Source organism: Paenibacillus turicensis (assembly GCF_050461185.1).
Taxonomy (GTDB): domain Bacteria; phylum Bacillota; class Bacilli; order Paenibacillales; family Paenibacillaceae; genus Fontibacillus; species Fontibacillus turicensis_A.
In genome coordinates this window covers 1,635,930-1,662,351 of the sequence record NZ_JBCMOR010000005.1, presented here as the reverse complement: position 1 = coordinate 1,662,351, position 26,422 = coordinate 1,635,930, and the positions used below count along the sequence as shown (strand labels likewise).

Here is a 26,422-nt window from a genome sequence, read left to right as displayed (position 1 = left end):
TAAGTATGGAGGGCTGCAGCTTGTTTCATCACATCACGGTGCTTAAGGCAGAGGCTACAGAAGGGCTGCGTATTAAGCCTGACGGTATTTATGTAGATTGTACATTAGGAGGGGGAGGGCACAGCTCAGTAATATTATCTAAGCTAAGTCCCAAAGGTCGATTGATTGCTTTTGATCAAGACGATTGGGCTTTAAATAATGCTAAGCAGCTTTTAGCTTCCTACACAGAACAGCTACATCTTATTAAAAGTAATTTTGAAAATCTAGAAGAAAAGTTATCTGAACTTGATTGGGTTCCTAAACGTAACGGTATTCCTCAGGTTGATGGAATATTGTTTGATTTAGGTGTGTCATCACCCCAGTTTGATGAAGGAGAACGTGGCTTTAGTTATAATGCAGATGCAGTTTTAGATATGCGAATGGATCAAGGTGCGGAATTAACCGCTAGACACATAATAAATGAATGGTCAGAATCAGAAATAGCTAGAATCTTATTCCAATATGGAGAAGAGAAGTTTTCAAGACGTATCGCCAAGGTAATTGTAAAAAGACGTGAGGAAAGTCCGATTAATACAACAGGTGAGCTTGTTGAATTGATTAAAGAGGGCATCCCTGCCGCTGCCAGAAGAACTGGCGGACACCCAGCAAAACGTAGCTTCCAAGCTTTACGAATTGCTGTGAACGATGAATTAGGTGTGCTTGAAAAAGCTTTACATGCTTCTGTACGTTGTTTAGCTCCAGAAGGTAGAGTATCTGTGATTACATTCCATTCACTAGAGGATCGGATTTGCAAACAAATCTTCGCAAGTTATGTGGAGAAATGTACCTGTCCACCAGATTTCCCTCTATGTGTGTGTGGAGCAAGCGGAGAGCTAAAACTAATTAATCGCAAACCACTTATTCCTTCTGATGAAGAAATTGCCCAAAATCCCCGAGCACGATCAGCTAAACTACGTGTGGCGGAGAAATTGCATTTGGTAGCGGAGGACTCTTAAAATGGCGTATACAAGAGGAAATTTAGCAGTAAAAGAAAAAAGAAAACAATCATATTCACCTGAACGTTATCGCGAAACGACAAAAGTAGTTACACGTCGTACATCAATACCAGCTCGTGAGAAGCTGCTGTATTTGTTCACCATTATAATTGGTGTAGCGGTGATGGTAGGACTATTAATTCAAAATAGCACATTGTATGGCATAAAAAGAGAGATGTACAATATGAAGGCATCGATTACAAAAATGAATGTGGAAATTAGTGAGCATGCCACAACAAAAGAAACATTAGAGCAAAAAATACCTGAAGAAGCGGCTAAGCTAGGTTATGTGGAGTCGGTTGAAGAAGGCGTTAATATTGCTGTACCTGATACTGCAGCGGTAACATCTGAGCGTACAACAACAGCGAAAAAATAATATTTTAACGAGGACATTTATATGATAAAAAGAATAAAGCTTCGTACACTATTAATAGGGGGATGTATCACCCTCTTTTTTGTTTTATTGTTAGGTAGAGTGTTTTGGTTACAAATTGTAGAGGGGAATTTCTGGCAGGCACATGCAGAAAGTATTTGGTCCCAGAAAAAGGTGATCCCTGCACAACGAGGCCAAATTACAGACCGTAACGGTGATATTTTGGCAATGAATGCTCCTGCTTATACTGTGGCTTTGAACCCACAGGTGATTCAGCAGCTAAAGCTAGAGGATGAGATTACAGAAGGACTTTCTAAATTATTAAATAAAGATGCAGGTGAAATTAAGAAGTTAATTGAAGCGGTAAATCCTAATACGGGGAAGCTATATGCTCAACGTGAGCTAGGGAATGAAGGTAGGCTAATCGACCAAACTTTAAAAAACAAAGTAGAGACCTTTAAAAAAGATTTAGAGAAAAAATATAATAAAAGAGACGTTGGCATTGTGTTTATTACTGGACAAAAACGCTATTATCCTAAAAATTCATTAGCTTCACATGTGCTTGGGTATATCCAGCGTACAGGGGAAGTAATTTCAGGCATTGAGTCTTCTATGAATGATAAGCTTAAAGGAACAGACGGATCGTTAGAATATAAAAGTGACGGTAAAGGTATTGAAATTCCAAAGGCAAGTGAAATCTATACCCCACCTAAGGATGGCGAAAATGTAGCACTTACGATTGACTCTACCATTCAATACTACATTGAAGAGGCAGTTAAGGAAGCCTACAATGAGCTTAATCCAATCAGTATTTCGGTCATTGCAGCGAATCCAAAAACGATGGAAATATTAGGTATGAGTAATGCACCAACCTTTGATCCTAATACGTATGGTAAAGCTGAAGAAAAAAGCTTTAATAATCATGCGATAGCATCACGTTATGAACCAGGTTCAACCTTTAAAATTGTGACCTTAGCAGGGGCGATACAAGAAGGCTTTTTTAATCCTGAAGCCACCTATATGGCAGGGAAAATTCGTGTGCCAGGGCGAACAATACGTGATTCAAGCTATAATAAGTTAGGGAGTATTCCTTTAACCTATAGACAAGGTGTTATTCGTTCGAGTAACGTAGCTTTTATTAAAATGGGCTATGAAATGATGGGCTCTGAGCTATTAAAGCAATATGTTGATAATTTTGGGTTTGGTAAGAAGACAGGTATTGAATTATATGGTGAGTCCCAGGGGATTGTTGCTCCGAAGTATGCAGCAGACTTTGCCGCAATGTCTTATGGTCACGGGCAGTTGCTTGTTACGCCATTACAGCAAATTGTAGCGATCTCCGCGGTGGCTAACGGTGGGAAGCTGATGAAGCCCCATATCGTGAAGGAAACTACTAATCCACAAACTGAGCAAGTAACGGTTACTAAACCTGAAGTGATAAGGCAAGTCATTACACCTGAAACTGCTAAAAAAACGGGGCTTATGCTGGAAGAGGTTGTTTCAGATCAGAAGCATGGAACAGGGCGTCATGCCTATATTGATGGTTACCGTGTAGCAGGTAAAACAGGAACAGCGATCAAGGTTGTTAATGGACAATATGACCATACGAAACAGGTGGTTTCGTTTATTGGATATGCGCCTGTGGATGATCCTAAAATTGCAGTGATCGTCGTCATTGACCAACCACAAAACTCTGATCTTGGCGGAGGAACCGCTGCTGCACCTGTATTTAAAAAAATTGTGAGTCAATCGCTGCAATATATGGGCGTTCCTAAGCGGACCGATAAGCAAGCTACAAAGGTAGAAAACACATTGAAAGTACCTGACTTATCTGGATTAACCTTAAAGGCAGCGAAGGATAAGCTCGTCGCAAGTGGGATCACTTACGCTACATTAGGAAAAGGAGATAAGCTCGTTTCTCAGTTTCCAAAGGCAGGTACCACCCTGCAAGGGGAACAGTATATGTATTTGCTAACCGAGGCTGGTGACAAGATTCAAATTCCTGATGTAAAGGGCAGATCACTTCGGGATGCAATGGAAATATTGTCTGCTTTGAATGTGACCGTGAAATCAGAGGGCATAGGTTATGTCGTTTCACAAACAACCACAAATGAAAATGGTAAACGAATTGTGACACTGCGCTTAGAGGCTCCAGATGCGGACAAGGATGATAAGTCAACGAAAGATAAGGACAAGGAAAATCAAGATCAAGATAATACAAATAACCAAGATAAAGAAAAAAATACTGACAACGATAAAGATAATAAAGATAAAAAGCAAGGTAACACTGGTGCTAAAGATGACAATGCAGCCAAGAGGGAAGACAATGATGAAGTGCAGGGTGAATAGAATTTAAAAGGATAGCTTGTTCTATTGCCTCCTTGTCCTGAATAATCATGATACAAAACTATCATGCTCAGGATACGTATTAAAGGAGGTTTATAGAATGAAAAATTCACAAGTCACCATTAGAAAAAGATTGCTATGGTTATTATTAGGTTTGACGATGATGTTTGGTGCGCTTGTTGTTCGTCTTGCATATGTGCAATTAGGCCAAGGTGCTGAGTTATCTCAAAAAGCCGAGGAGTCATGGCGTCGGAATATTCCTTTTTCCGCAAAGCGTGGAGAAATAAGTGATCGTAACGGGGTCACTTTGGCGTACAATGTCACAACACCTACGATCATGGCTATTCCTGTTCAAATTAAGGACAAGGCATCAACAGCACGAAGCTTAGCATCTATCATTGATATGAGTGAAGAAAATATATTAAAGCAAATTTCAAAAAAGCAGTCAATTGTTCGGTTACAGCCCGGTGGACGTAAAATTACGATGGAAAAAAGCCAGCAAATTCGTGATTTAGCTCTTCCGGGCATTGTTGTTGCTGAGGATAACAAAAGATATTATCCATTTGAAGGGTTAGCGGCTCATATTTTGGGCTTTACTGGAAGCTACAATCAAGGTTTAGCAGGACTTGAAAGTAAATATGAGAGTGAGCTTAGCGGAATGAATGGGAACGTATCCTATTTATCTGATGCGGGTGGGCGCTTAATGCCAGGGACATCTGAAAAATATGTACAGCCTAAAGATGGCTTGAATTTGCAGTTAACGATCGATAAATCAATTCAGAGTATTATAGAGCGAGAATTAGATGACGCGATGAACCGTCTACAGGCGAATTCAGCACTAAGTATTGCAATGAACCCTAAAACAGGTGAAATATTAGGATTGGCCTCACGACCTGGATTTGAACCGGGACGTTACCAAGATTTTGACGCATCAACATACAACCGCAACTTACCAATATGGATGACGTATGAGCCAGGTTCAACTTTTAAAATTATTACACTTGCCGCTGCTTTGGAGGAAAAAAAGGTCAACCTACAGCATGATCATTTTTTTGATCCTGGTTATGTCAAGGTGGGAGGCGCAACACTACGTTGCTGGAAAAAGGGTGGGCATGGCAGTCAAACCTTTTTGCAGGTAGTTGAGAACTCCTGTAACCCTGGTTTTGTAGCATTAGGGCAACGTTTAGGTAAGGAAAAGTTATTTGATTATATTAAAAATTTTGGTTTTGGTACAAAAACAGGGATTGATCTCGCAGGAGAGAGTACCGGTATTTTATTTAAATTAAGTCAAGTTGGACCTGTGGAGCTTGCGACGACAGCATTTGGTCAAGGGGTATCTGTTACACCAATTCAGCAAATTACTGCTGTCTCTGCTGCAATCAATGGGGGGAGGCTGTATCAACCTTATGTCGCTAAGTCATGGACCAATCCAGACACAGGTCAAATTGTAGCCAGTAATGAGCCTAAGCTGATTCGTCAGGTCGTATCTGAGGAAACTTCTAAGCAAGTGCGTGAGGCACTAGAAAGCGTTGTAGCGAATGGAACAGGTGGTAATGCATTTATAGATGGATATCGTGTTGGCGGTAAAACAGGGACAGCACAGAAGGTCATAAACGGTCGTTACTCCACGAGTGAGCATATTGTGTCCTTTATTGGGTTTGCGCCTGCGGATGATCCGCAAATTGTGGTTTATACTGCTGTAGATAATCCGCAGGGGATCCAATTTGGGGGCGTAGTTGCAGCACCTATTGTTAAAAATATTCTTACAGATGCGCTAGAATATATGAAGGTTCCACCTCGGGAAAAACAAATGAACAAAAAATATAAATATGGAGAAATCCCAATCGTTACAGTTCCTGATCTGATAGGCAAAACCGCACAGGATATTTATGAGGATATGAATATGAATTTTAACTTGGCCAGATCAGGCTCTGGAAAAGTTGTGATTAATCAATCTCCAAAAGCAGGAGCTAGAGTGGAAAAGGGAGCAACGATTCGAATTTATATGGGTGAAGAGGCGGAACTAGGGGAGCATGACAAGGATCACAACCATTAATGAATATGAAATGATGTAACTAGTTGCAAGTTCATTTTGATAAAGTAATAAATTTATTTTTAGAGTGAATAAAATTCCTGAAATTACATCCTTTTGGTGATAATATAGTAAAGGAGTTTTTTTGAAACAACATAGCTATGGAAAGTTGCTTAAAATGGATGGAGGGTTAATATGCTGCTCGGTGATTTGAGAAAATTTGTAGCGATTAGTGAAATAAAAGGGGATGAAAATACCCCATTCTCAGGTATTGCTTTTGATTCGCGTAAGGTTCAAGCTGGAGATCTCTTTTTATGCATGGAGGGCTTTACTGTAGATGGACATAACTATGCAGCTAAAGCTGCTTCACAGGGAGCTGTAGCCCTCATCGTGGAGCGATGGTTGGATGATGTTAATCTACCTCAACTTAAAGTAAAAGATAGCCGCCTCGCGATGGCGATAATAAGTAATGTATTTTTTGATTATCCTAGCCATAAAATGGGAGTAATTGGTGTCACTGGTACTAACGGTAAGACAACAACGACTCATCTAATAGAAGCTATTATGCAAGATCATCATAAAAATGTTGGTTTAATTGGTACGATTAGTCGCAGGTTTAATGGACAAAGCTTCACCTCTTCTGGCACTACGCCAGAATGTCTTGATTTGCAGCATTATATGCAAGAGATGGTATCTGCGAATGTAGATTATTGTGTGATGGAGGCTTCATCACATGCATTGGAACAAGGAAGGTTAAAGGGAATCCATTTCCGTACTGCAATTTTTACGAATATGACTCAAGATCATCTTGATTATCATAAAACGATGGAAGAGTATAAACATGCAAAAGGGCTACTATTTTCGAGACTAGGTAATTCCTATTCTGAAAATCTAGCAGAGCGTAGTTATGCGGTGTTAAATAATGATGATGCTGCAAGTGAATATTTCAAAAAAATTACATCAGCAGAGGTAATTACCTACGCGGTAGAGCAGGATGCAGATGTGAAGGCATCTAACATTACAATTACAGCTAAAGGCACCTCCTTCCATGTGGCTTCACCATGGGGCGAAGCAGATATTAGCTTGCAGATGGTTGGCAAGTTTAATGTTTATAATGCTTTAGCAGCAATGACCGCGACATTGCTTGAAGGCGTGACCATAGCAGAAATTAAAGAAAGCCTAGAGCAGGTTCCAGGGGTAGAGGGTCGTGTTGAAGCCGTAAATGAAGGACAGGATTTTGCTGTACTTGTGGATTACGCGCATACACCTGACGGGCTTGAAAATGTACTTCGTACTGTGAAGGAATTTGCAGTAGGAAAAGTCATTACTGTGTTTGGTTGTGGGGGTGATCGTGATCGCACGAAGCGGCCAATTATGGCGAAAATTGCAGCGGAGTATTCTGATTATGTTGTGGTCACTTCGGATAATCCTCGTACAGAGGACCCACAATTTATTTTACAAGAGGTTGAAGCTGGGCTAATTGAGATGAATGCTGATAAAGAGCATTACGAATTAATTGTAGATCGGCGTGAAGCAATTAACCATGCTATTGAAATGGCAAGCCATAACGATGTAGTATTGATTGCGGGGAAAGGTCATGAGACCTACCAACTAATTGGCACAGCAGTGCTTGATTTTGATGATCGAGTTGTTGCTCGTGAGGCGATAAGGGGACGCTTGGTGTGATAAAAACAAACTTAAAACAAATTGCTGTGATGTGTAATGGTGAGCTATCATCACATGTTAATGAGGAAATACAAATAACGGGAGTTGTGACTGACTCCCGTCATATTACAAAAGGGTGTCTGTTTGTTCCGCTTGCTGGTGAGCGGTTTGATGCTCATGATTTTGCCACTGCCGCATTAGAGGCAGGGGCAAGTGCAATTTTGTGGTCAAGAGCAGGGGAAGAGCCACCTGGTCCGGCTATTATTGTTGGTGACACTTTAGCCGCTTTGCAAGCTATGGCTGCCAGTTACTTGGCTAGTAGTTCAGCAAAAGTAATTGGCATTACAGGTAGTAACGGCAAAACGACAACAAAAGATATGGTGTATGCAGTATTATCTACCACCTACAAGGTGCATAAAACCCAAGGCAATTTTAACAATCATATCGGTATGCCATTAACGATTTTAGCGATGCCTGTAGATAGTGATTTTATTGTGCTTGAGATGGGGATGAGCGATAGAGGTGAAATTAAGCTGCTTTCAGAGCTAGCTAGACCTGAAACCGTAATTATCACCAATATTGGTGAGTCGCATTTATTGCAGCTTGGCTCACGTCTAGAAATTGCAAGAGCGAAGCTTGAAATTATGACAGGTCTACAAAGTGATGGCTTACTTATTTGTAATGGGGATGAGCCTTTAATACAGCAAGTACTAGAGGAAAAAGACACACACAAACCACAACAATTTAATAAAATGACATTTGGGCTAGGTCAACATAATGATGAGTTTCCTTCTGAAATGAATTTTGCCCAAGATTCTGTCAGCTTCATGACACATCAAGGTGTTGATAGAACGTACACCCTTCCACTATTAGGTGAGCATAACGTCGTTAATAGCTTAGCAGCGTTGATCGTGGCAAGACACTACAAGGTGCCAGAGGAAAAAATCGTACAAGGTTTTCAGAGTCTTGCTTTAACAGGAATGAGAATTGAGTTTATTGCTTGTGAAAATGGAATTACGGTTCTAAATGATGCTTATAATGCTAGCCCAACCTCGATGAAAGCTGCCATTCATGTACTTGAAAATATGAAAGGTTATCAAAGAAAAATTGCTGTGCTAGGAGATATGCTTGAGTTAGGTGCTTCTGAAGGGAAATATCATGAGGAAATTGGAAATTTACTTGATGCAAGTAAACTTGATTACCTATTTACTTTAGGAGAGTTAGGGAAAAGAATTGCTGAAGGAGCAAAGAAACGCCTAGACGAAAAAAAAATATATGCATATACTGATAAAGCTGAGTTATTTGCGAAGCTTGAGGCAATACTGTCCCCAGGTGATGTTGTTCTAGTAAAAGCCTCTAGAGGAATGGCACTAGAAAAAGTAGTAGAACAGATTAAACAATTCAAACACAAAAATATTTAGATTAGGGAGGTGAAAATCCCATGGATTTTGGACTTATATTTATTTCAATGGGTGTATCATTTATTTTATCCGTCATCTTAGCTCCACTTTGTATTCCAATCTTGCGTCGAATGAAATTTGGTCAGCAGATTAGGGGAGAGGGACCAGAAAGTCATCAGAAAAAAGCAGGCACACCTACAATGGGTGGAATTATTATTATATTAGCCTTTGCTTTATCTTTTCTAAAATTTTCAGTGGTGAATACTGATTTTTATATTTTATTAGTTGCAACACTAGGTTTTGGATTAGTTGGTTTTTTAGATGATTATATTAAAATCGTATTTAAACGTTCCTTGGGATTAACACCAAAGCAAAAACTAATTGGACAGCTTCTTTTTGCGGGCATAGTTGTGGCATTGCTAATATCTGAACAGCATAGCACTGCAATTGGTATACCAGGGCTTAGCTTCAGCTTTGACTTTGGACCATGGTTCTATTATCCGTTTATCGTTGTGATGATGCTAGCTATTACCAATGCCGTAAACTTTACAGATGGTTTGGATGGATTGTTATCTGGTGTCAGTGCAGTTTGTTTTGGGGCCTATGCCATTCTTGCTATTCAAGCTACATCAATCCCTGCCGCTGTATGTGCAGCAGCCATGGTTGGTGCAGTTTTAGGTTTTCTAGTCTTTAATGCACATCCAGCCAAAGTATTTATGGGAGACACAGGATCACTTGGAATTGGTGGAGCAATTTCTGCGATTGCCATTATTACGAAAAGTGAATTACTGTTTCTAATCATCGGTGGTGTTTTTGTAATCGAAATGTTATCAGTGGTCATTCAAGTTGCTGTATTCAAAAAGACAGGTAAACGTGTCTTTAAGATGAGTCCGATTCATCACCATTTTGAATTGTCAGGTTGGTCAGAATGGCGTGTCGTTACGAGCTTTTGGAGTGTAGCGTTAATACTTGCAGTCATTGGACTTTATTTAAGCAAGGGGTTGTAATTTATGAGGCATCCAGAATCGTACAAAGGTAGTCAAATTGTTGTGCTTGGTTTAGCTCGAAGTGGCGTAGGAGTTGCAAAAACGCTACATGGGTTAGGTGCAAAGGTAGTTGTGAATGATCGAAAATCAAGAGAGGAATGTCCTGAGGCTGCTGAGCTTGAGGTTTTGGGCATTCCTGTAATTTGTGGTGGGCATCCAGATGATTTAATCCATGAAGGGATTAAGCTTGTCGTTAAAAACCCAGGAATTCCTTATTCTGCGCCACCGATCGTACAAGCACTTAACATGAATATTGATGTCGTAACCGAAGTGGAAATTGCTTATGAGCTTTGTGAAGCACCAATGATTGGTATTACAGGCTCTAATGGCAAAACGACTACAACGACATGGGTTGGTAAAATGCTAGAAGCCGCAGGGATGAAGCCGATTGTTGCAGGTAACATCGGAACGCCACTTTGTGAAGCAGCTGAATATGCGACTACAGATAATTGGATGGTTGTGGAACTAAGTAGCTTTCAACTTAAAGGTACGGTAAACTATGCACCTAAAGTGGGTGCTTTACTTAATTTAGCTGAGACGCATTTGGATTACCATGGTGGTATGGAGGATTATGTTGCTTCTAAGCAGAAATTGTTTGCGAATCAGACCTCGCAGGATATAGCTGTCTTGAACGCGGATGATGTGATTTGTCAAGCTATACTTCCTCAGCTTAAGAGCAAGACGATATTATTTTCGATGCTTAAGCAGTTGGAGCAAAATGGCGTGTATGTGAAGCCTGCCTTCTTGCCTCAGGAAGACGATGATAAATTACGACATATTATTTATGTAGATGAAGCAGGACAGGAACACGAAATTGTTGCCATACATGAGATTGGGCTTCCCGGACGTTACAATGTGGAAAATGCACTAGCCGCAGTGGCGATCTCGATTGCAGCAGGTGTAAATCCAGCCAGCCTTCGCGAGCCTCTAATGTCGTTTCGTGGAGTGGAGCATCGTCTTGAGTATGTTGAAACAAAGCAAGGCGTTGTCTTTTATAACAACTCCAAAGCAACAAATTCTAAAGCGACGATCATGGCTTTAGGTGCGCTTAAGGAGCCAATCATTCTTATCGCAGGGGGCCTTGATCGGGGTTCAGACTACCTCGAACTACTTCCTTATTTACAAACCAAGGTCAAGGCTGTTGTCGCAATAGGCGAAACAAAGGAGAAAATTGCGGCAGTTGCCTCCAAGGCAGGATTAACAGAGATACACCTTGTCGATACTGAGGGTAGTGCTGCAGAAACTTTGCAAAATGCGACTCAGCAAGCTGCCAAGCTGGCAGGAACAGGGGATGTCGTTTTATTATCCCCTGCTTGTGCAAGCTGGGATATGTTTAAGTCTTATGAAGAACGTGGACGCATTTTTAAAGAAGCGGTGCATACCCTTTAAGTAGGGGGGTGGATAAGCCCCTACTTTTATCGAAGAGGTGGCTTCCACAATGGGCAAAAGTGAAACTGCTCCTGATTTTTGGTTAATAGCCAGCATCCTCGGATTGCTGGCTATTGGTATTGTTATGGTGTATAGTGCGGGGTCTGTTCTTGGATTCCATGATTATGGAGACCCCTTTTATTTTGTGAAAAGACAGGGGTTATTTGCAGTGCTTGGCTTAGTCGCTATGTTTACTATGATGAATGTAAATTTTCGTATTTTACGAAAGTATGCCAAGCCAATTTTAATTGCTTGCTTTATCATGCTCATTATCGTATTAATTCCAGGTATTGGTGTAGTGCGTGGGGGCGCTAGAAGTTGGTTAGGTATTAGTTCATTTGGGATTCAACCCTCTGAATTTATGAAGCTAGGCATGGTATTATTTTTGTCCTATTGGCTAAGTCAAAAAGAATATAACATTACCTCGTTTACACGTGGTTTATTACCACCTCTTGGTATTATTGGTCTAGCCTTTGGGCTGATCATGCTTCAGCCAGATTTAGGTACAGGTACTGTCATGTTAGGAGCTGCACTCCTTATCGTATTTACAGCGGGTGCAAAAATGAAGCATCTATTAGGCTTAGCTGCTGTAGGTGTTGCTGGGTTTATCGGATTAATTATAGCGGCGCCCTATCGATTACAGCGTATTACTGCCTTTTTGGATCCTTGGTCTGATCCGCTTGGGGCAGGTTATCAAATTATTCAATCTCTTTATGCGATTGGTCCTGGTGGACTTGCTGGACTTGGCTTAGGTATGAGTCGGCAGAAATATAGCTACGTGCCAGAGCCACAAACGGATTTTATTTTTTCAATTTTATCTGAGGAGTTAGGATTTATTGGCGGTTTGTTTGTGTTGTTTTTATTTTTAATTATTGTTTGGCGAGGGATTCGTGTTGCAATGACCATTGATGATCCCTTTGGCAGCCTACTTGCAGTAGGGATCGTAGGTATCGTAGGTATTCAGGTCATTATTAATATCGGTGTAGTTATTGGATTAATGCCTGTAACAGGGATTACATTGCCTTTGATAAGCTATGGTGGCTCTTCCTTAACATTAATGCTAACGGCATTTGGTATTTTATTAAACTTATCACGTTATGCGAGGTGATTAGGATGCGAGTCGTATTTACTGGTGGTGGAACAGGAGGGCATATTTATCCTGCGTTGGCTGTTGCCCAGCAATGTAAGGAAGAGTATCCTGAATCACAGTTTTTATATATCGGTGGCCAACATGGTTTAGAAAGCACCATAGTACCAGCACAAAACATGGAGTTTAAGGCACTAAATATTACTGGGTTTAAGCGTAAGCTTTCGTTTGAAAATGTAAAAACGGTAATACGATTTATGAGCGGTGTCCATCATTCCAAAAAATGGCTGCGTCAATTTAAGCCTAATGTGGTTATCGGTACGGGGGGATATGTATGTGGACCCGTTGTTTATGCTGCGGCAAAGCTTGGCATTCCAACGATTATTCATGAGCAAAATGCAGTTCCGGGGTTAACCAATCGTTTTTTAAGTAAATATGTATTTACAGTAGCAGTAAGCTTTGAAGAAGGATTAAATGCTTTTCCAGATGCTAACAAAATTGTATACACAGGCAATCCTAGAGCAACAACCGTTTATCTTGCTGATAAAAAGAAGGGGTATGAGTCTCTTGGCTTACCTCAGCATACTAAAATTGTGCTAGTCGTAGGTGGCAGTCGAGGCGCACAAGCCATTAACAATGCAATGATTGCCATGTCAAAGCAACTATATAAGCTTTTAAACGTTCATTTCGTATATGTAACAGGTGAAAAATATTTTGCTGCAACACAAGAAGCTATTACTGAGCAATTGGGCAAAATCCCAAGTAGCTTGAGTATTGTTCCATATGTGCACAATATGCCAGAGGTTCTTGCGGCAACTTCTTTGATTGTAAATCGTGCAGGAGCTTCCTTTTTGGCTGAGATCAATGCCCTTGGTATCCCATCCATCTTGATTCCTTCCCCAAATGTAACTAACAATCATCAGGAAAAAAATGCCCGAATGTTAGAAAAAAACAATGCGGCCAAAGTTATTGTTGAAGCCGACCTAACAGGTGAAATCCTATTTCAGGAGATTCAACACATTATGAGAAATGATGCTGTTCATCGTAAAATGTCTGTTGCTTCAAAAAAGTTAGGTAAGCCAGATTCAGCTCATTTAATTGTGGAGGAAATGAAGAAAATAGCTAAATGAAGCACTCAGATGGGCGATTGTCACACTCTTACGCTAAAGGGCATAATATACCACATACATCGTGACAATCGCACGAAGCCTAGGGCTTCTAGGACAGCACTTCGTAGAACCTTAGCGCGTTGGCATCTTTTTTTGCAACCCCTCATCACCTTTGCTGACGGCATGGAATTGATGTGTCACGAATAATTTTAAATTTTCGCTAACGGGAAACTCGGAGGTGATACATTGGACAAATTGGTGATTGAGGGCGGTAGACCCCTATCTGGATCAATTCGTATTCATGGAGCAAAAAATGCCGCATTGCCGATTTTGGCAGCCAGTTTGTTATCAGAAGGCAAGGTGCAACTGTCAAATGTCCCTCATTTGTTAGATATTGAGGTGATGTTGGGCATTCTGAACAGACTTGGCTGTAGGGCTGTACAGCAGGGGGATAAGGTGACCATCGATAGTGATCGAACAAATTCTGCTCATGTGCCTGAGGATTTAATGAGACAGATGCGGTCATCTATATTTTTAATGGGTCCGCTTCTTGCTAAGTTTGGGGAGGTTTGTATTTATCAGCCAGGAGGATGTGCGATCGGCGAACGAAAAATTGACCTGCATCTTAGAGGACTAGAGGCATTAGGTGCAGTCATTGAAGAAAATGATCATCAAATTTGGTGTAGGGCAACAAAATTAATTGGCAATGATATTCATTTAGAATATCCAAGTGTAGGTGCAACGGAAAATATTATGATGGCCGCATCCCTTGCGGAGGGAACAACCGTAATTACAAATGCAGCCCGCGAACCAGAAATTCAAGATTTGCAAAATTTCCTCAATGCGATGGGTGCAAGCATTATGGGTGCAGGCACAGACACCATTACGATTCAAGGTGTTGATAAGCTATACTCTTGTCAATATGAGATTATCCCTGATCGAATTGTTGCTGGCACGATACTGATTGCGGCTGCCGCAACACGGGGAACAGTAACCTTATCTCATTGTAATCCTTCACACCTAGTCTCATTACTTCATGTACTTAGGCGTGCTGGTGTTCAAATTAGGGCTTGCAATGATATAATAACCGTAAGTAGTGCTTCACGCCCTAAACCAATTGATTGTATCGTTACACTACCCTATCCTTCGTTCCCTACCGATTTACAGTCACAGGTCATGGTCTTGTTGTCTTTAGCGGATGGTTTTAGTGTGATGAAAGAGACCGTATTTGAGGGCAGATTTAAGCATGTGGATGAGCTTGTGAGAATGGGGGCTGACATTTCTGTAGACTTGAATACAGCATTTATTCGCGGGGTTCCTAGATTGTATGGGGCTACAGTGGAAGCTACAGACTTAAGAGCAGGTGCGGCTTTGGTGATTGCAGGCTTAGCAGCGCAAGGCAGAACAATCGTGGAGCAAATCCATCACATTGATAGAGGTTACGATCAAATCGAGTTGATGTTTGGACATCTTGGTGGGAAAATGCGACGTGAGACAAAAGTTGCCTTAAAGCAATTAGATTTAGCATAACGTTCGAGATGAAAGCTAACCTTAGTGAAAAACTGTTAGCTTTCATCTTAGAAATATAAGCTTTAGAGATCATGATATCGGAGAAAACTATGGAAAAAGCTAATGTACCTGTCCTTAAACAAAACAAACCTAATAAACGTGGCAATCGCAAAGTAAAATGGATTATTGTGACCTTATTTATTTCTATTTTAACGATTCTATTTTTTCGATCCTCGCTAAGTGAAGTTTCTGAGATCAATTTTGAAGGAAATAAGTATGTAACAACAGAGCAGTTGATGAAGGCCGTTGAGGTACAGAAGGGTGATGCCTTTTTTGGGACAAGCTCAGGCACAATTGAACAAAGACTAGAGAAGGTGCAGTCCATTCAGTCTGTCACTGTACAAAAGTCTTTTCCTGGCGTCATTAACATTCAGGTTCAGGAATACCCTGTGCTTGCCTATACATTGGATGCTAATGGGGGATTGAAAGGACTTTTAACAAACGGTGTCATGATTCCATTTGAGAATGGGACAGTTGTAATTGATAAGCCAATCCTGTCTCAGTGGAAGGAAAACGATCCAAATTTAAAAAAGCTGGGTGCTGCTTTATCTCAAATTGATGCAAATCTAGTTTCAGATATATCTGAAATTGCCCCTGAGCCTACGTTGTCTTATCCAGATCGGATTAAGATGTATACTAGATCACATTTTGTTGTAATATCTTCCATTTCCCTTTTGCCAAAAAAAGCGGAGTATATGAACAGAATCCTTGAATCTCAGGAGCCAGGCATCTTGAAATTGTTAGATGCTGATTCGTACGTGCCATTTTCAACTAATGTTGACACGGAGAAATAAGAAAATCGTACTACTCATCATTCACAAAAAATGATAAAATATGTTTTATGTAACCATCTATCTCTATCAAACTTTTGTCTTGAATAGATATATCGGTTATTCTGTATATAAACAAGTTTTCCTCTTATTTGTGGAGTGGAGGTTAGTAGGGAAAAAACTTCTCCAAAAAAGAGGGATAGATTAAAAGATGTTGAATATTGTAGAGAGTGTTTTTTATGAAAATTAACAGGAGGTGCCAACGGCTTGAGCAGCAATGATATCATTGTTAGTTTGGACATCGGTACATCCAAGGTTCGTGCTATTATTGGGGAAATTAATAATGGATCCTTTAATATTATTGGGGTTGGATCTGCTGACTCGGAAGGTATTCGTAAAGGTGCGATTGTAGATATTGACCAGACAGTTCAATCCATTCGAAATGCTGTGGATCATGCTGAACGTATGGTAGATATTCAAATATCGGAAGTATACGTCGGCATATCGGGGAATCACATTGGACTACAGACGAGCCATGGAGTTGTAGCTGTCCAAAATGAAGATCGTGAAATAGGCGAAGACGATATTGAACGAGTTTTAAAGGCAGCAGAAGTAATTGCTCTTCCTCCTGAACGTGAAATCATCGATATTGTAGCAAAACAATATATAGTTGATGGTCTAGAAGGAATTCAAGATCCAAGAGGAATGATAGGTGTTCGTCTTGAGGTTGAGGCAACGATTATTACTGGAGCAAAAACAGCAGTACATAATCTGCTTCGTTGCGTTGAGAAAGCAGGCTTAAAGGTAGCTGATTTAATTGTATTGTCTCTTGGGTCAGGACAGCTTGCTCTTTCCAAGGATGAGAAAACGATGGGCGCTGCATTAGTTGACATTGGTGCAGGTTCTACAACAATCGCAGTGTTCGAAAGCGGCACAATCGTTGCGACATCTACGCTTCCGATAGGGGGAGAATTTATAACCAATGATATTGCTTATGGGCTGCGGACGTTGCCTGATCAAGCAGAAAAGGTAAAGCTGAAATATGGCTGTGCTTCCATTGAAGATTCAGCACCTGATGTTACTTTTAAAGTGACTAGAATTGGTAGTAATGTAGATAAGGAATTTTCGCAAGAAGATTTGTCATCTATTATTGAACCAAGGGTACAGGAAATTTTCCAGCTTATCTATCAAGAACTAAAAAGACTAGGATATAATGAACTGCCTGGAGGCTACATTTTAACAGGTGGCACAGTGTCTATGCCAGGACTATTAAAAATTGCACAAGAGGAATTAGCATCTTCTGTAAGGATTGCTGTTCCTGATTATATCGGTGTGCGTGATCCTGGGTTTGCAGGTGGAGTTGGCATCCTGTATCAAGTGATCAGAGATGTAACGCTTCGCAATGCTGCACCTAAAAAGTCTACCAATCGTAAGGCGGCTCCGCCTACTGAAAGCTCACGCAAATCAGGATTAGTAGATAGATTGAAAAATTTATTTAAGGAATTTATATAAACTTTTTAGGTTAATGAATGGACAAGCCATCCATGCATAATTAAGGGGGAGATGGAACAGTATGTTGGAGTTTGATTTTGAGATGGAGAGCTTGGCTCAAATTAAAGTAATTGGTGTAGGTGGCGGCGGTAGTAACGCTGTGAACCGTATGATTGAAAATGGAGTGCAGAGTGTTGAATTTATTACAGTAAATACAGATGCTCAAGCATTACATTTAGCTAAATCCGAGCATAAGCTCCAAATTGGAGACAAATTAACTCGTGGTTTGGGTGCAGGTGCAAATCCTGATGTAGGTAAAAAAGCGGCTGAAGAATCTCGTGATTTAATAGCGAGTACACTTAAAGGCGCAGATATGGTTTTTGTTACCGCTGGAATGGGTGGTGGAACAGGAACAGGTGCAGCGCCAGTTATTGCGGAAATTGCGCGTGAATGTGGTGCTTTAACCGTTGGTGTTGTTACACGTCCGTTTACATTTGAAGGTCGTAAGCGTTCTAATCAAGCTGAGCTTGGTATTGAAGGCCTCAAAGAAAAGGTGGATACCTTAATTGTAATCCCTAACGATCGTTTGTTAGAGATTGTTGATAAGAAAACCCCTATGGTAGAGGCATTCCGCGAGGCGGATAATGTATTACGTCAAGCTGTTCAAGGTATTTCTGACTTAATCCAGGTTCCGGGTTTAATTAACCTTGACTTTGCCGATGTAAAAACAATTATGACTGAGCGTGGCTCAGCTCTAATGGGAATTGGCGAAGCTTCTGGTGAGAATCGTGCCGCAGAAGCAGCACGTAAAGCAATTATGAGTCCGTTACTTGAAACTTCAATTGAAGGTGCACGTGGCGTTATTATGAATATTACAGGTGGGTCTAACCTATCTCTATATGAAGTAAACGAAGCAGCAGAAATTGTCATTGAAGCTTCTGATCCAGAAGTAAATATGATTTTTGGTGCAATTATTGATGAAAACATGAAGGAAGATATCAAAGTCACTGTGATTGCAACTGGCTTTGAACACAAGCCTGCTGTTGCTCAAAGTCGTAAACCAGCTAGTAATTCAGTAGCTACACCTGAGCAACGTCAGCAATCCTCACTAAGACCGTTTGGAAACCATAATACAAATAGCGATCAGCTTGATATTCCAACTTTCCTCCGTAATCGCTCACGCAACAATAACGAATAATTCTTTTTCATTCTCCTCTCTTAAAATCTCCAGTCCATCATGGACTTGGAGATTTTTTTCTTGTCTTCTTTTTTAGCTTTCCTCGACAAAATTAGTGAATAATATTCATTCAATTTTAGACAGACTTTACAATCTGTCCTCTATATACTGGTAATAGTCTATTGAAATGATGAGTTTGATTTATCCTTGTAGGATTTAGGTGATAGGATTGATTGTTTATATTGATCTTATTTTTTTCGTGAATCTATTGATTGACGCTAGTCTTTTGTTAACAACCGCATGGCTAAGGAAACTTTCATTTAGATGGTGGCGTATTATTTTATCTGCCTCAATTGGTGCCATGTATGTCTTGATGATGTTTTTACCAGCATTGTCTTTCATGTTTACATTTTTAGTAAAGTTTTTGTTTTCAATTGTGATGTTATGGACCGCATTTGGATTCCCAAGTCTTCAAGCCTATTCTCGAAATTTAGGTGCATTTTACATCGTTAATTTTGTAGCAGCAGGAGGAATTTTAGGGTTTCATTATATGCTTCAGGATGCTGGAGAAGTATGGAATGGAATATGGTATATGGCCTCTGGAGGAATGACATTCACATTAAGCATAAGCATGTTTTTTATTTTAATTTCTTTTGGTATTGTCCTTTTTTGGTTTAGGTCGATGATGAACAATAGGAAAAAAGTGGAACGAGTGGCTGCATCTCTTGCGGAGGTTGAAGTCCAAATCGATGAGATCAAGGTAGCGTGTATAGGTCTAATCGATACAGGGAATCAGCTCACAGATCCGTTATCAAGACTTCCGGTGATGGTGATGGAAGCAAGCCTGTGGAGTAATTTCCTCCCAGATAGCTGGAAAGGTAAGCTTGGTGGTGAGCATGCGGACAACCTTATTATGGAGTGGATGGAGGTGGATTCTTTTCCGTGGAGAGACCGGTTACGACTTGTCCCTTATCGTGGCTTCAATCGTGGCACACAATTTATGATCGCAATAAAGCCGGATCAATGTGTAATACAGGTTGGTGAGCAGCAGATTGTTTCTACAAAGGTACTTGTTGGTTTGGATGGGGGAACGTTATCCTCTGAGGGAAAATACCAAGCTATTATTCATCCGTCACTAACCGAGGTGGAAGAGACGGGTTAATGATAAAGGATAATTAGAATAAATTCAGGATCAATCTTTAAGTCGGTACTTGACAAAAAGCTAACGAAGCGAAGTAGCAGGGAGATGGTGGAGAAGCGAGAGCGCGACAATCTTTCTGCAAGAAAGATACTTCGAGAGCATAAACACTTTAAGGACAAAATTTCATCCATTCAACACAGCTTATAAAGAAAATGGGGCCTTAACAGCGGTTGAAGCCACTCCCTGCTACGTAGCCTCTTACTTTATTGATTGTCAAGAACCGATTTCTGTGTTGAGCCAAAATTAAAAGACAGAATTTAAATAGGAGGAAAGCAAAGATGCTAGTAAAGTGGAAACTGATGCTGCAATTGCAGTACTACCGATTTTTATTTTTGTTTGGCTTAAAAAGTGAAGAGATTTATTATATTGGTGGTAGTGAGGCATTGCCCCCTCCACTAACTAGAGAAGAAGAGGAATACTTGCTTACTAAACTCTCCTCTGGTGATGCTGCGATTCGTTCTATGCTTATTGAACGAAATTTAAGACTCGTAGTTTATATAGCCCGAAAGTTTGAAAACACCGGTATTAATATTGAGGATTTAGTATCTATTGGTGCAATAGGTTTAATCAAAGCTGTAAATACATTTGATCCTGAGAAAAAAATTAAGTTAGCGACATATGCATCACGTTGTATTGAAAATGAAATTTTAATGTATTTACGACGCAATAGCAAAATTAGAACAGAGGTTTCCTTTGATGAGCCACTAAATATAGATTGGGATGGAAATGAACTGCTTTTGTCCGATGTGCTTGGGACAGAAAATGATATCATATATCGCAACATTGAAGAGCAGGTTGATCGCAGATTACTGCATAAAGCATTAGATAAGCTCAGTGATCGCGAACGATTAATTATGGAGCTCAGGTTTGGACTGGTGGATGGCGATGAAAAAACTCAAAAGGATGTCGCTGATCTTTTAGGTATTTCTCAATCTTATATTTCAAGGCTAGAGAAGCGCATAATTAAGCGTCTACGTAAGGAATTTAACAAAATGGTGTAGTCCATTAACCTATTTTCTTAGATGAAATTCGTTGTGAGCAGGAATAAAAATACATCCCAAGGAGATAATGATCATTAATGTTTCACCTTGGGAGGTAAAGACACGATGACACGTAATAAAGTCGAAATTTGTGGTGTGGATACAGCGAAGTTGCCTGTACTAACCAATGTAGAAATGCGGGAATTATTTCATTCCCTACAAGAACACAATGTAAGGTCAGCGAGAGAAAAACTGGTAAATGGTAACCTTAGACTTGTACTAAGTGTAATCCAACGTTTTAATAATCGAGGGGAATATGTAGATGATCTGTTCCAGGTTGGCTGCATTGGACTCATGAAGGCGATTGACAATTTTGACTTATCGCAAAATGTAAAGTTTTCAACCTACGCAGTGCCTATGATTATTGGGGAGATTCGTCGCTATCTACGGGATAACAATCCAATTCGTGTTTCAAGAAGCTTAAGAGATATTGCCTATAAGGCGCTTCAGATGAGAGATAATTTGACGAATAGAAATTCAAGAGAACCTACAATATTAGAAATTGCACAAGCGTTAGATATTCCAAAGGAAGATGTCGTCTTCGCACTTGATGCTATTCAAGATCCGGTATCCTTATTTGAACCCATTTACCATGACGGAGGCGACCCGATTTATGTGATGGATCAAATTGGAGATGAGAAAAATAAAGATGTGTCCTGGATCGAGGAAATCGCTTTAAAAGAAGCGATGCAACGATTGGGTGGACGTGAAAAAATGATATTATCTATGCGTTTTTTTGAAGGAAAAACACAAATGGAGGTGGCAGACGAAATAGGGATTTCTCAGGCACAAGTTTCAAGGCTGGAGAAATCGGCAATTACGCAAATGCAAAAACATGTGAAATAGTGAAGGGTAAGCTAAGCGGCTCAACAAAATTAATAGTTCTTGACAATTTAGAAAGGAAGAAGCTACAGTGCAGAGAGTGGCTTCAACCGCTGTTAAGGTCTCATTTTTCTTTTATAACGTATATTTTAAGTGAAGAAAATATGACCTTAAAGGCGGACGCTAGCGCTTTTCCACCATCTCTCTGCCCCTTCGCGAAGTAAGCTTATTGTCAATTACTATTTATTTTAAGGTTGAGCCACGAAAGCTAAATAAGTCCTTAAATGTCTGGAAATAATTTCGCAGATGTTTAAGGATTTTTTTATTGGCTCAATCTTGAAATTAGTGCCTGACGGCTAACCTAAGCGAAGAGACAGAGAGATTCTGAAGGTTGTCTCTTAAAATCAAATTCCACCAATTAATATATTTCAATAAAAAGGAATATGATTTTAACAACAATCGCAAGAACGCTCTGGATTGTAGCTACCACACTCTAGTCGTTGTCAAGTACTCATTTATAAATAAAGCCTATTATAAAGGGACTTTGAGCGGATGACCCAATCGTTAATTATTTAGCACTCTGTTTCATATATATGAGTAAATAACCGATTGCAAAGTACGTATTTAAAGGTGGGATACTCTAATGACAGATCGTGTGGTGAGGGCAAGTATGAAAATTTCTGATTTTCAAACGAAGGATGTAATCAATGTCGTTGATGGTAAACGCTTAGGACACATTAGTGACCTAGAATTGGATTTAAGACAAGGTATTATTGAAGCGATTGTTGTACCAATAAATAATAAGTTTATGGGTTTGTTTGGCAGTGGAAGTGATATGATTATACCTTGGAAAAATATAGTGAAGATTGGTTCGGATGTTGTATTAGTCCGCATGGATGAGCTGACCCAAGTACAACCACAGCAATATGATAAAACGGTATATATAGATCGAGATGGGCGTGCAACAAAAGGTTAACTAGCGCAGTAAAGAGTGTTTTATGGTAAACTGTAACATATATTATTTTCAGAAGATAGCTTAAAGGGGTGGGGAAGTGGAACCATTTGTTAGAAAATATGAAGAGAATACTCCAGCGCTTTATTTTCTTAAGAAATGGATGGAAGATGAGCCACATTTACAGGTTGGTTTTACAGGCAGACAAGGTGGATGCTCCCATGGTCCTTATTCTAGCTTGAATTTAGCTTATCATGTAGATGACAACGCAGTAGATGTACTGCAAAATCGAATTACATTAGCAAGGGCAATCGGGTTTGAGCCAAACACATGGACCTGCGGAGAGCAGGTTCATGGTACACAGATTGCAGTTGTGGAGGCCTCTGATGTGGGAAAAGGTTATAGTGACCGAGAGTCTGCTTTTCAAAATACAGATGGGTTGGTAACCAATGTTCCTAATATTTTATTAACGTCCTTTTATGCGGATTGCGTACCTCTTTATTTTTTTGATAAAGTGAAGAGAGTTATTGGGCTTGCTCATGCGGGCTGGAAAGGAACTGTGGGGCAAATTGCAAAAGCAATGGTAACTACAATGAATGAGACCTACGGATGTGATCCACAGCATATTTATGCAGGTATAGGTCCTTCTATTGGGGATTGCTGTTATGAAGTTGATGAATATGTGATGTCCAGAGTAAGGGAGACATTAGCAGAGCTTGGTGGAGACATAGACATTAATGTAATTGCTTCACCATCGTCTAACGAGGGGAAAAGTATGCTGAACTTGAAAGAACTGAATCGAATGATTATGATAAAAGCAGGAATATTGGCAGAGTTTATCGAATGTACTACATGGTGTACAAGTTGTCATCCTGATCAATTTTTTTCTTACCGTAAGGAAGAAGGTACAACAGGAAGAATGGCTAGCTGGATAGGTATGAAGGAGAGGTGAGTCCGCCCTTGTCACTTCAGGATCGGATGAAAGAAGTTAATAACAGAATTGAAGCCGCTTGCGCGCGTAGTGGTCGTAACCGTAGTGAGGTTCATATTATAGCAGTAACAAAATATGTTTCTGTAGAGGCTACTCAAGAGGTATTGGATCAAGGATTATTTCATATTGGAGAAAATCGGGCGCAAAATGCTTTGCCTAAAATAGAGGCGCTTGGAGATACAGCAGTATGGCATTATATTGGACATTTACAAAGTAATAAGGTGAAAGATGTAGTAGGTAAATTTTCTTACATTCATTCTGTAGATCGCTTATCCTTAGCGAAGGAGATTAATAAAAAAGCAGAAGCGATAGGTGAGCAAGTGAATGTATTTGTACAAGTGAATGTGTCAGGAGAGGCATCAAAGCAAGGTGTAGAGCCTAGTGAAGCAAGATCATTGCTGGTAGAAATCAATAAGCTATCTCACATTAAGGTGATTGGTTTAATGACGATGGCTCCAATTGTGGACAAGCCTGAACAAGCTAGACCTGTATTTCGCGGGCTGAGATTGTTGCGTGATGAATTAAATGGTGAACACGTGACGGATGAGCCGATAACAGAATTATCGATGGGAATGTCAGATGATTTTGAAATTGCAATTGAAGAAGGCGCAACTTGGGTAAGATTGGGTACAATTTTAGTAGGGAAAGGGGAGACAATGTAATGGGAGTAATGAATCGGTTTATGAGTTTCTTGGGAGTTCAGGAAGAGGAAGAAGTTGTTGAACGTGAAAAGATTAGTGAACCTGATGATACAGAGATTGGACCGCCAAGCTTTGATGCGCGTAAAAATCAACGTAATAATAATGTAGTGAGTATTCATTCACAAAAAAATGTGAAGGTTATTTTATATGAGCCACGTTCTTATGATGAAGCCCAAGAGATTGCCGACCATCTCAGATCACATCGTGCTGTTGTAGTTAATTTGCAGCGAGTTAGAAATGATCAAGCGATGCGGATTATCGATTTTCTTAGTGGCACGATTTATGCATTGAGTGGTAGTATTTCAAAAATTGGTGGAAATATATTTTTGTGCACACCAGATACTGTTGAAATCCAAGGCTCAATTACAGAGATTTTAGCAGAAGATTCGGATTACAACAAAATGGGGTGAAACTAGCTTGAATATCCAAACAATTCTAGACTTGGTCTATTGGTTGTCTCAAATTTATTTTTACATGATCATGGCCTATGTTTTAATGTCGTGGTTACCTAACGTACGAGAAAGTTTTGTCGGTCAATTACTTGGGAAATTAGTTGAACCTTATTTAACTCCATTTCGTCGCTTTATTCCACCATTGATGGGTGTTATTGATTTTTCACCAATCGTCGCTATCTTTGTGTTGCAATTAGCTGTATATGGACTACAAAGTATAATTATCTTTTTGGTATCGTAATGTCACATCAGGATATTTATCATCATTTTCGTGCTGATGAACGTCATTTTGTGGATCGAGCCTCAGAATGGGTGGAAAATGCGGCTAAATACCATGAGGTGAAGCTAACTGATTTTCTTGATCCAAGACAATGCTTTATTTTAGAAAGCATAGCCCATCGGGAGCAGGATGCAAAAGTGTCTTTTTTTGGTGGATATGCTACAGCTGAACGTAAACGAGCGATTGTGGCACCCGATTATCATGAAGCTAAGGAAACTGATTTTCAGATACAGGTGCTTCATGTTTACTCGGTCGATAACAAGCTAGAGACTTTACAACACAGTGATTACTTAGGGTCTGTTCTTGGGTTAGGACTAAAACGCGATAAAATTGGTGATATGCATGTGAGACAAGAAGGCTGTCATGTATTAGTTGCCGAAGAGATTGCTTCTTACTTAGCCATGAACTTAATACAAGTGCATCGTGTAGGAGTTGTGACTGACATTGAACCATTGTCAAGGTTACAAACTGTTGAGCCTAAGCTTGAGCCGCTGGATTTAACGGTGGCTTCTTTACGTTTAGATGGGATTAGTAGTGACGTTTTTCGCCTGAGCCGGAGTAAAATTTTAATCCCGATCAAGGCAGGACGATGTAAGGTGAATTGGAGAATAGAGGAAGATCCTTCTAAGGTATTAGCAGAAGGTGACATCGTTGCCTTAAAGGGTTTTGGAAGATTTAAGGTGTTAGAGGTAGAGGGAATTACAAAAAAAGGAAGAACTCGTATTAAAGTCGGCAAATTTGTTTAATTGTTTTGCAGGAGTTAGGCTGTTATTGTCGAATTAAAGTTTAACATTAATAATTTGATGAAGAAGAAGTTGGAGCAGTCTAAACGGAGCAGTCAAAATCTTAGGAGGTGCAGATTAGTCTATGCCATTAACACCACTTGATATACACAACAAAGAATTTTCCCGACGTCTGCGTGGCTATGATGAGGATCAAGTTAATGAATTCTTGGATCAAGTAATTAAAGATTATGAGGGACTTATTCGTGAGAATAAGGAATATCAGAATCAATTACTTGCCTTGCAGGAAAAGCTTGATCACTTCGCTAATATCGAAGAAACATTAAGTAAAACGATTATTGTTGCGCAAGAAGCAGCAGATGAAGTAAAAAATAATGCAAAAAAAGAAGCGCAATTGATTGTGAAGGAAGCAGAAAAAAATGCGGATCGGATCATTAATGAATCGCTGACAAAATCCCGCAAAGTTTCGTTAGAGGTAGACGAGCTGAAGAAACAAGCTTCAATCTATAGAGCACGTTTCCGTACTCTTATTGAGGCACAGCTAGATATGCTCAAATCTGAGCATTGGGATAGCCTAGAACAAGCGGAGTCTGATGTGCGTGTAAGCTTAGAGAACAGTGAAGTGTATTAAACCCATTCTCCCGTTATCTAGCTTGACATCAGGATCATATTTACGTTATAAATAATATAATGTAAATGAGCTTTGATAATGT

General features: G+C 39.9%; 24 protein-coding genes. All 24 read left to right on the top strand.

What is annotated here, in order from left to right; translation table 11 throughout:
• Positions 1–20 precede the first annotated feature (20 nt).
• The 24 genes from rsmH to ABE099_RS09845 all read left to right on the top strand — a co-directional run bounded on the left by rsmH (position 21) and on the right by ABE099_RS09845 (position 26,340).
• A complete protein-coding gene (gene rsmH / locus ABE099_RS09960) occupies positions 21–995 on the top strand; it encodes a 16S rRNA (cytosine(1402)-N(4))-methyltransferase RsmH (protein ID WP_210088045.1) in 975 nt (324 codons plus the stop codon).
• Between the two features lies 1 nt (position 996).
• Positions 997–1,410 carry a hypothetical protein gene (locus ABE099_RS09955; RefSeq protein ID WP_430029822.1) on the top strand — a complete coding sequence of 138 codons (414 nt, stop codon included), beginning with the start codon at positions 997–999 and terminating at the stop codon, positions 1,408–1,410.
• A 21-nt stretch (positions 1,411–1,431) separates the two neighbouring features.
• Positions 1,432–3,756 carry a penicillin-binding transpeptidase domain-containing protein gene (locus ABE099_RS09950; protein WP_430029820.1) on the top strand — a complete coding sequence of 775 codons (2,325 nt, stop codon included), beginning with the start codon at positions 1,432–1,434 and terminating at the stop codon, positions 3,754–3,756.
• 97 nt (positions 3,757–3,853) lie between these two features.
• Complete coding sequence (locus ABE099_RS09945) at positions 3,854–5,809, top strand: stage V sporulation protein D (RefSeq protein WP_430029818.1); 1,956 nt, start codon at positions 3,854–3,856, stop codon at positions 5,807–5,809.
• A 171-nt stretch (positions 5,810–5,980) separates the two neighbouring features.
• Entirely contained in the window at positions 5,981–7,471 is a 1,491-nt protein-coding gene (locus ABE099_RS09940; protein WP_430029816.1) for a UDP-N-acetylmuramoyl-L-alanyl-D-glutamate--2,6-diaminopimelate ligase, read from the top strand.
• Entirely contained in the window at positions 7,471–8,871 is a 1,401-nt protein-coding gene (locus tag ABE099_RS09935; protein WP_430030566.1) for a UDP-N-acetylmuramoyl-tripeptide--D-alanyl-D-alanine ligase, read from the top strand. Before ABE099_RS09940 ends, ABE099_RS09935 begins: the two co-directional genes overlap by 1 nt.
• A gap of 20 nt (positions 8,872–8,891) precedes the next feature.
• Positions 8,892–9,857 carry a phospho-N-acetylmuramoyl-pentapeptide-transferase gene (gene mraY / locus ABE099_RS09930; RefSeq protein WP_430029814.1) on the top strand — a complete coding sequence of 322 codons (966 nt, stop codon included), beginning with the start codon at positions 8,892–8,894 and terminating at the stop codon, positions 9,855–9,857.
• A gap of 3 nt (positions 9,858–9,860) precedes the next feature.
• Positions 9,861–11,285, top strand: coding sequence for a UDP-N-acetylmuramoyl-L-alanine--D-glutamate ligase (murD, locus tag ABE099_RS09925; protein WP_430029811.1), 1,425 nt, complete (start codon positions 9,861–9,863; stop codon positions 11,283–11,285).
• 49 nt (positions 11,286–11,334) lie between these two features.
• Entirely contained in the window at positions 11,335–12,432 is a 1,098-nt protein-coding gene (gene spoVE, locus ABE099_RS09920; protein WP_430029809.1) for a stage V sporulation protein E, read from the top strand.
• Between the two features lie 5 nt (positions 12,433–12,437).
• Entirely contained in the window at positions 12,438–13,541 is a 1,104-nt protein-coding gene (murG, locus tag ABE099_RS09915) for an undecaprenyldiphospho-muramoylpentapeptide beta-N-acetylglucosaminyltransferase (protein WP_430029807.1), read from the top strand.
• Between the two features lie 225 nt (positions 13,542–13,766).
• Positions 13,767–15,050 (top strand): UDP-N-acetylglucosamine 1-carboxyvinyltransferase, encoded by a 1,284-nt coding sequence (gene murA / locus ABE099_RS09910; RefSeq protein ID WP_430029805.1) that lies wholly within the window; start codon positions 13,767–13,769, stop codon positions 15,048–15,050.
• An 89-nt stretch (positions 15,051–15,139) separates the two neighbouring features.
• Positions 15,140–15,883 (top strand): cell division protein FtsQ/DivIB, encoded by a 744-nt coding sequence (locus ABE099_RS09905; protein WP_430029803.1) that lies wholly within the window; start codon positions 15,140–15,142, stop codon positions 15,881–15,883.
• A gap of 243 nt (positions 15,884–16,126) precedes the next feature.
• On the top strand, positions 16,127–17,371 hold the full coding sequence (gene ftsA / locus ABE099_RS09900) for a cell division protein FtsA (RefSeq protein WP_210088056.1): 1,245 nt from the start codon (positions 16,127–16,129) through the stop codon (positions 17,369–17,371).
• Positions 17,372–17,432: 61 nt separating this feature from the next.
• On the top strand, positions 17,433–18,548 hold the full coding sequence (gene ftsZ, locus ABE099_RS09895) for a cell division protein FtsZ (protein ID WP_430029801.1): 1,116 nt from the start codon (positions 17,433–17,435) through the stop codon (positions 18,546–18,548).
• A 199-nt stretch (positions 18,549–18,747) separates the two neighbouring features.
• Positions 18,748–19,689, top strand: coding sequence for a sigma-E processing peptidase SpoIIGA (spoIIGA, locus tag ABE099_RS09890; RefSeq protein WP_430029799.1), 942 nt, complete (start codon positions 18,748–18,750; stop codon positions 19,687–19,689).
• Between the two features lie 317 nt (positions 19,690–20,006).
• A complete protein-coding gene (gene sigE / locus ABE099_RS09885; protein WP_430029797.1) occupies positions 20,007–20,729 on the top strand; it encodes an RNA polymerase sporulation sigma factor SigE in 723 nt (240 codons plus the stop codon).
• A gap of 105 nt (positions 20,730–20,834) precedes the next feature.
• Positions 20,835–21,614, top strand: a complete 780-nt coding sequence (sigG, locus tag ABE099_RS09880; RefSeq protein ID WP_430029795.1) for an RNA polymerase sporulation sigma factor SigG — start codon at positions 20,835–20,837, stop codon at positions 21,612–21,614.
• A 619-nt stretch (positions 21,615–22,233) separates the two neighbouring features.
• Positions 22,234–22,566 carry a YlmC/YmxH family sporulation protein gene (locus ABE099_RS09875; protein WP_245251193.1) on the top strand — a complete coding sequence of 111 codons (333 nt, stop codon included), beginning with the start codon at positions 22,234–22,236 and terminating at the stop codon, positions 22,564–22,566.
• A 76-nt stretch (positions 22,567–22,642) separates the two neighbouring features.
• Complete coding sequence (gene pgeF, locus ABE099_RS09870) at positions 22,643–23,494, top strand: peptidoglycan editing factor PgeF (RefSeq protein WP_430029792.1); 852 nt, start codon at positions 22,643–22,645, stop codon at positions 23,492–23,494.
• Positions 23,495–23,502: 8 nt separating this feature from the next.
• Positions 23,503–24,195, top strand: coding sequence for a YggS family pyridoxal phosphate-dependent enzyme (locus tag ABE099_RS09865; protein ID WP_430029790.1), 693 nt, complete (start codon positions 23,503–23,505; stop codon positions 24,193–24,195).
• On the top strand, positions 24,195–24,644 hold the full coding sequence (locus ABE099_RS09860) for a cell division protein SepF (RefSeq protein ID WP_210088061.1): 450 nt from the start codon (positions 24,195–24,197) through the stop codon (positions 24,642–24,644). Before ABE099_RS09865 ends, ABE099_RS09860 begins: the two co-directional genes overlap by 1 nt.
• A 22-nt stretch (positions 24,645–24,666) precedes the next feature.
• Positions 24,667–24,927, top strand: a complete 261-nt coding sequence (locus tag ABE099_RS09855; protein WP_210088187.1) for a YggT family protein — start codon at positions 24,667–24,669, stop codon at positions 24,925–24,927.
• Positions 24,927–25,712, top strand: a complete 786-nt coding sequence (locus ABE099_RS09850) for an RNA-binding protein (protein ID WP_430029788.1) — start codon at positions 24,927–24,929, stop codon at positions 25,710–25,712. The genes ABE099_RS09855 and ABE099_RS09850 overlap by 1 nt, the downstream gene beginning before the upstream one ends.
• A 121-nt stretch (positions 25,713–25,833) precedes the next feature.
• Entirely contained in the window at positions 25,834–26,340 is a 507-nt protein-coding gene (locus ABE099_RS09845) for a DivIVA domain-containing protein (RefSeq protein ID WP_210088063.1), read from the top strand.
• The last annotated feature ends 82 nt before the right edge of the window (positions 26,341–26,422 follow it).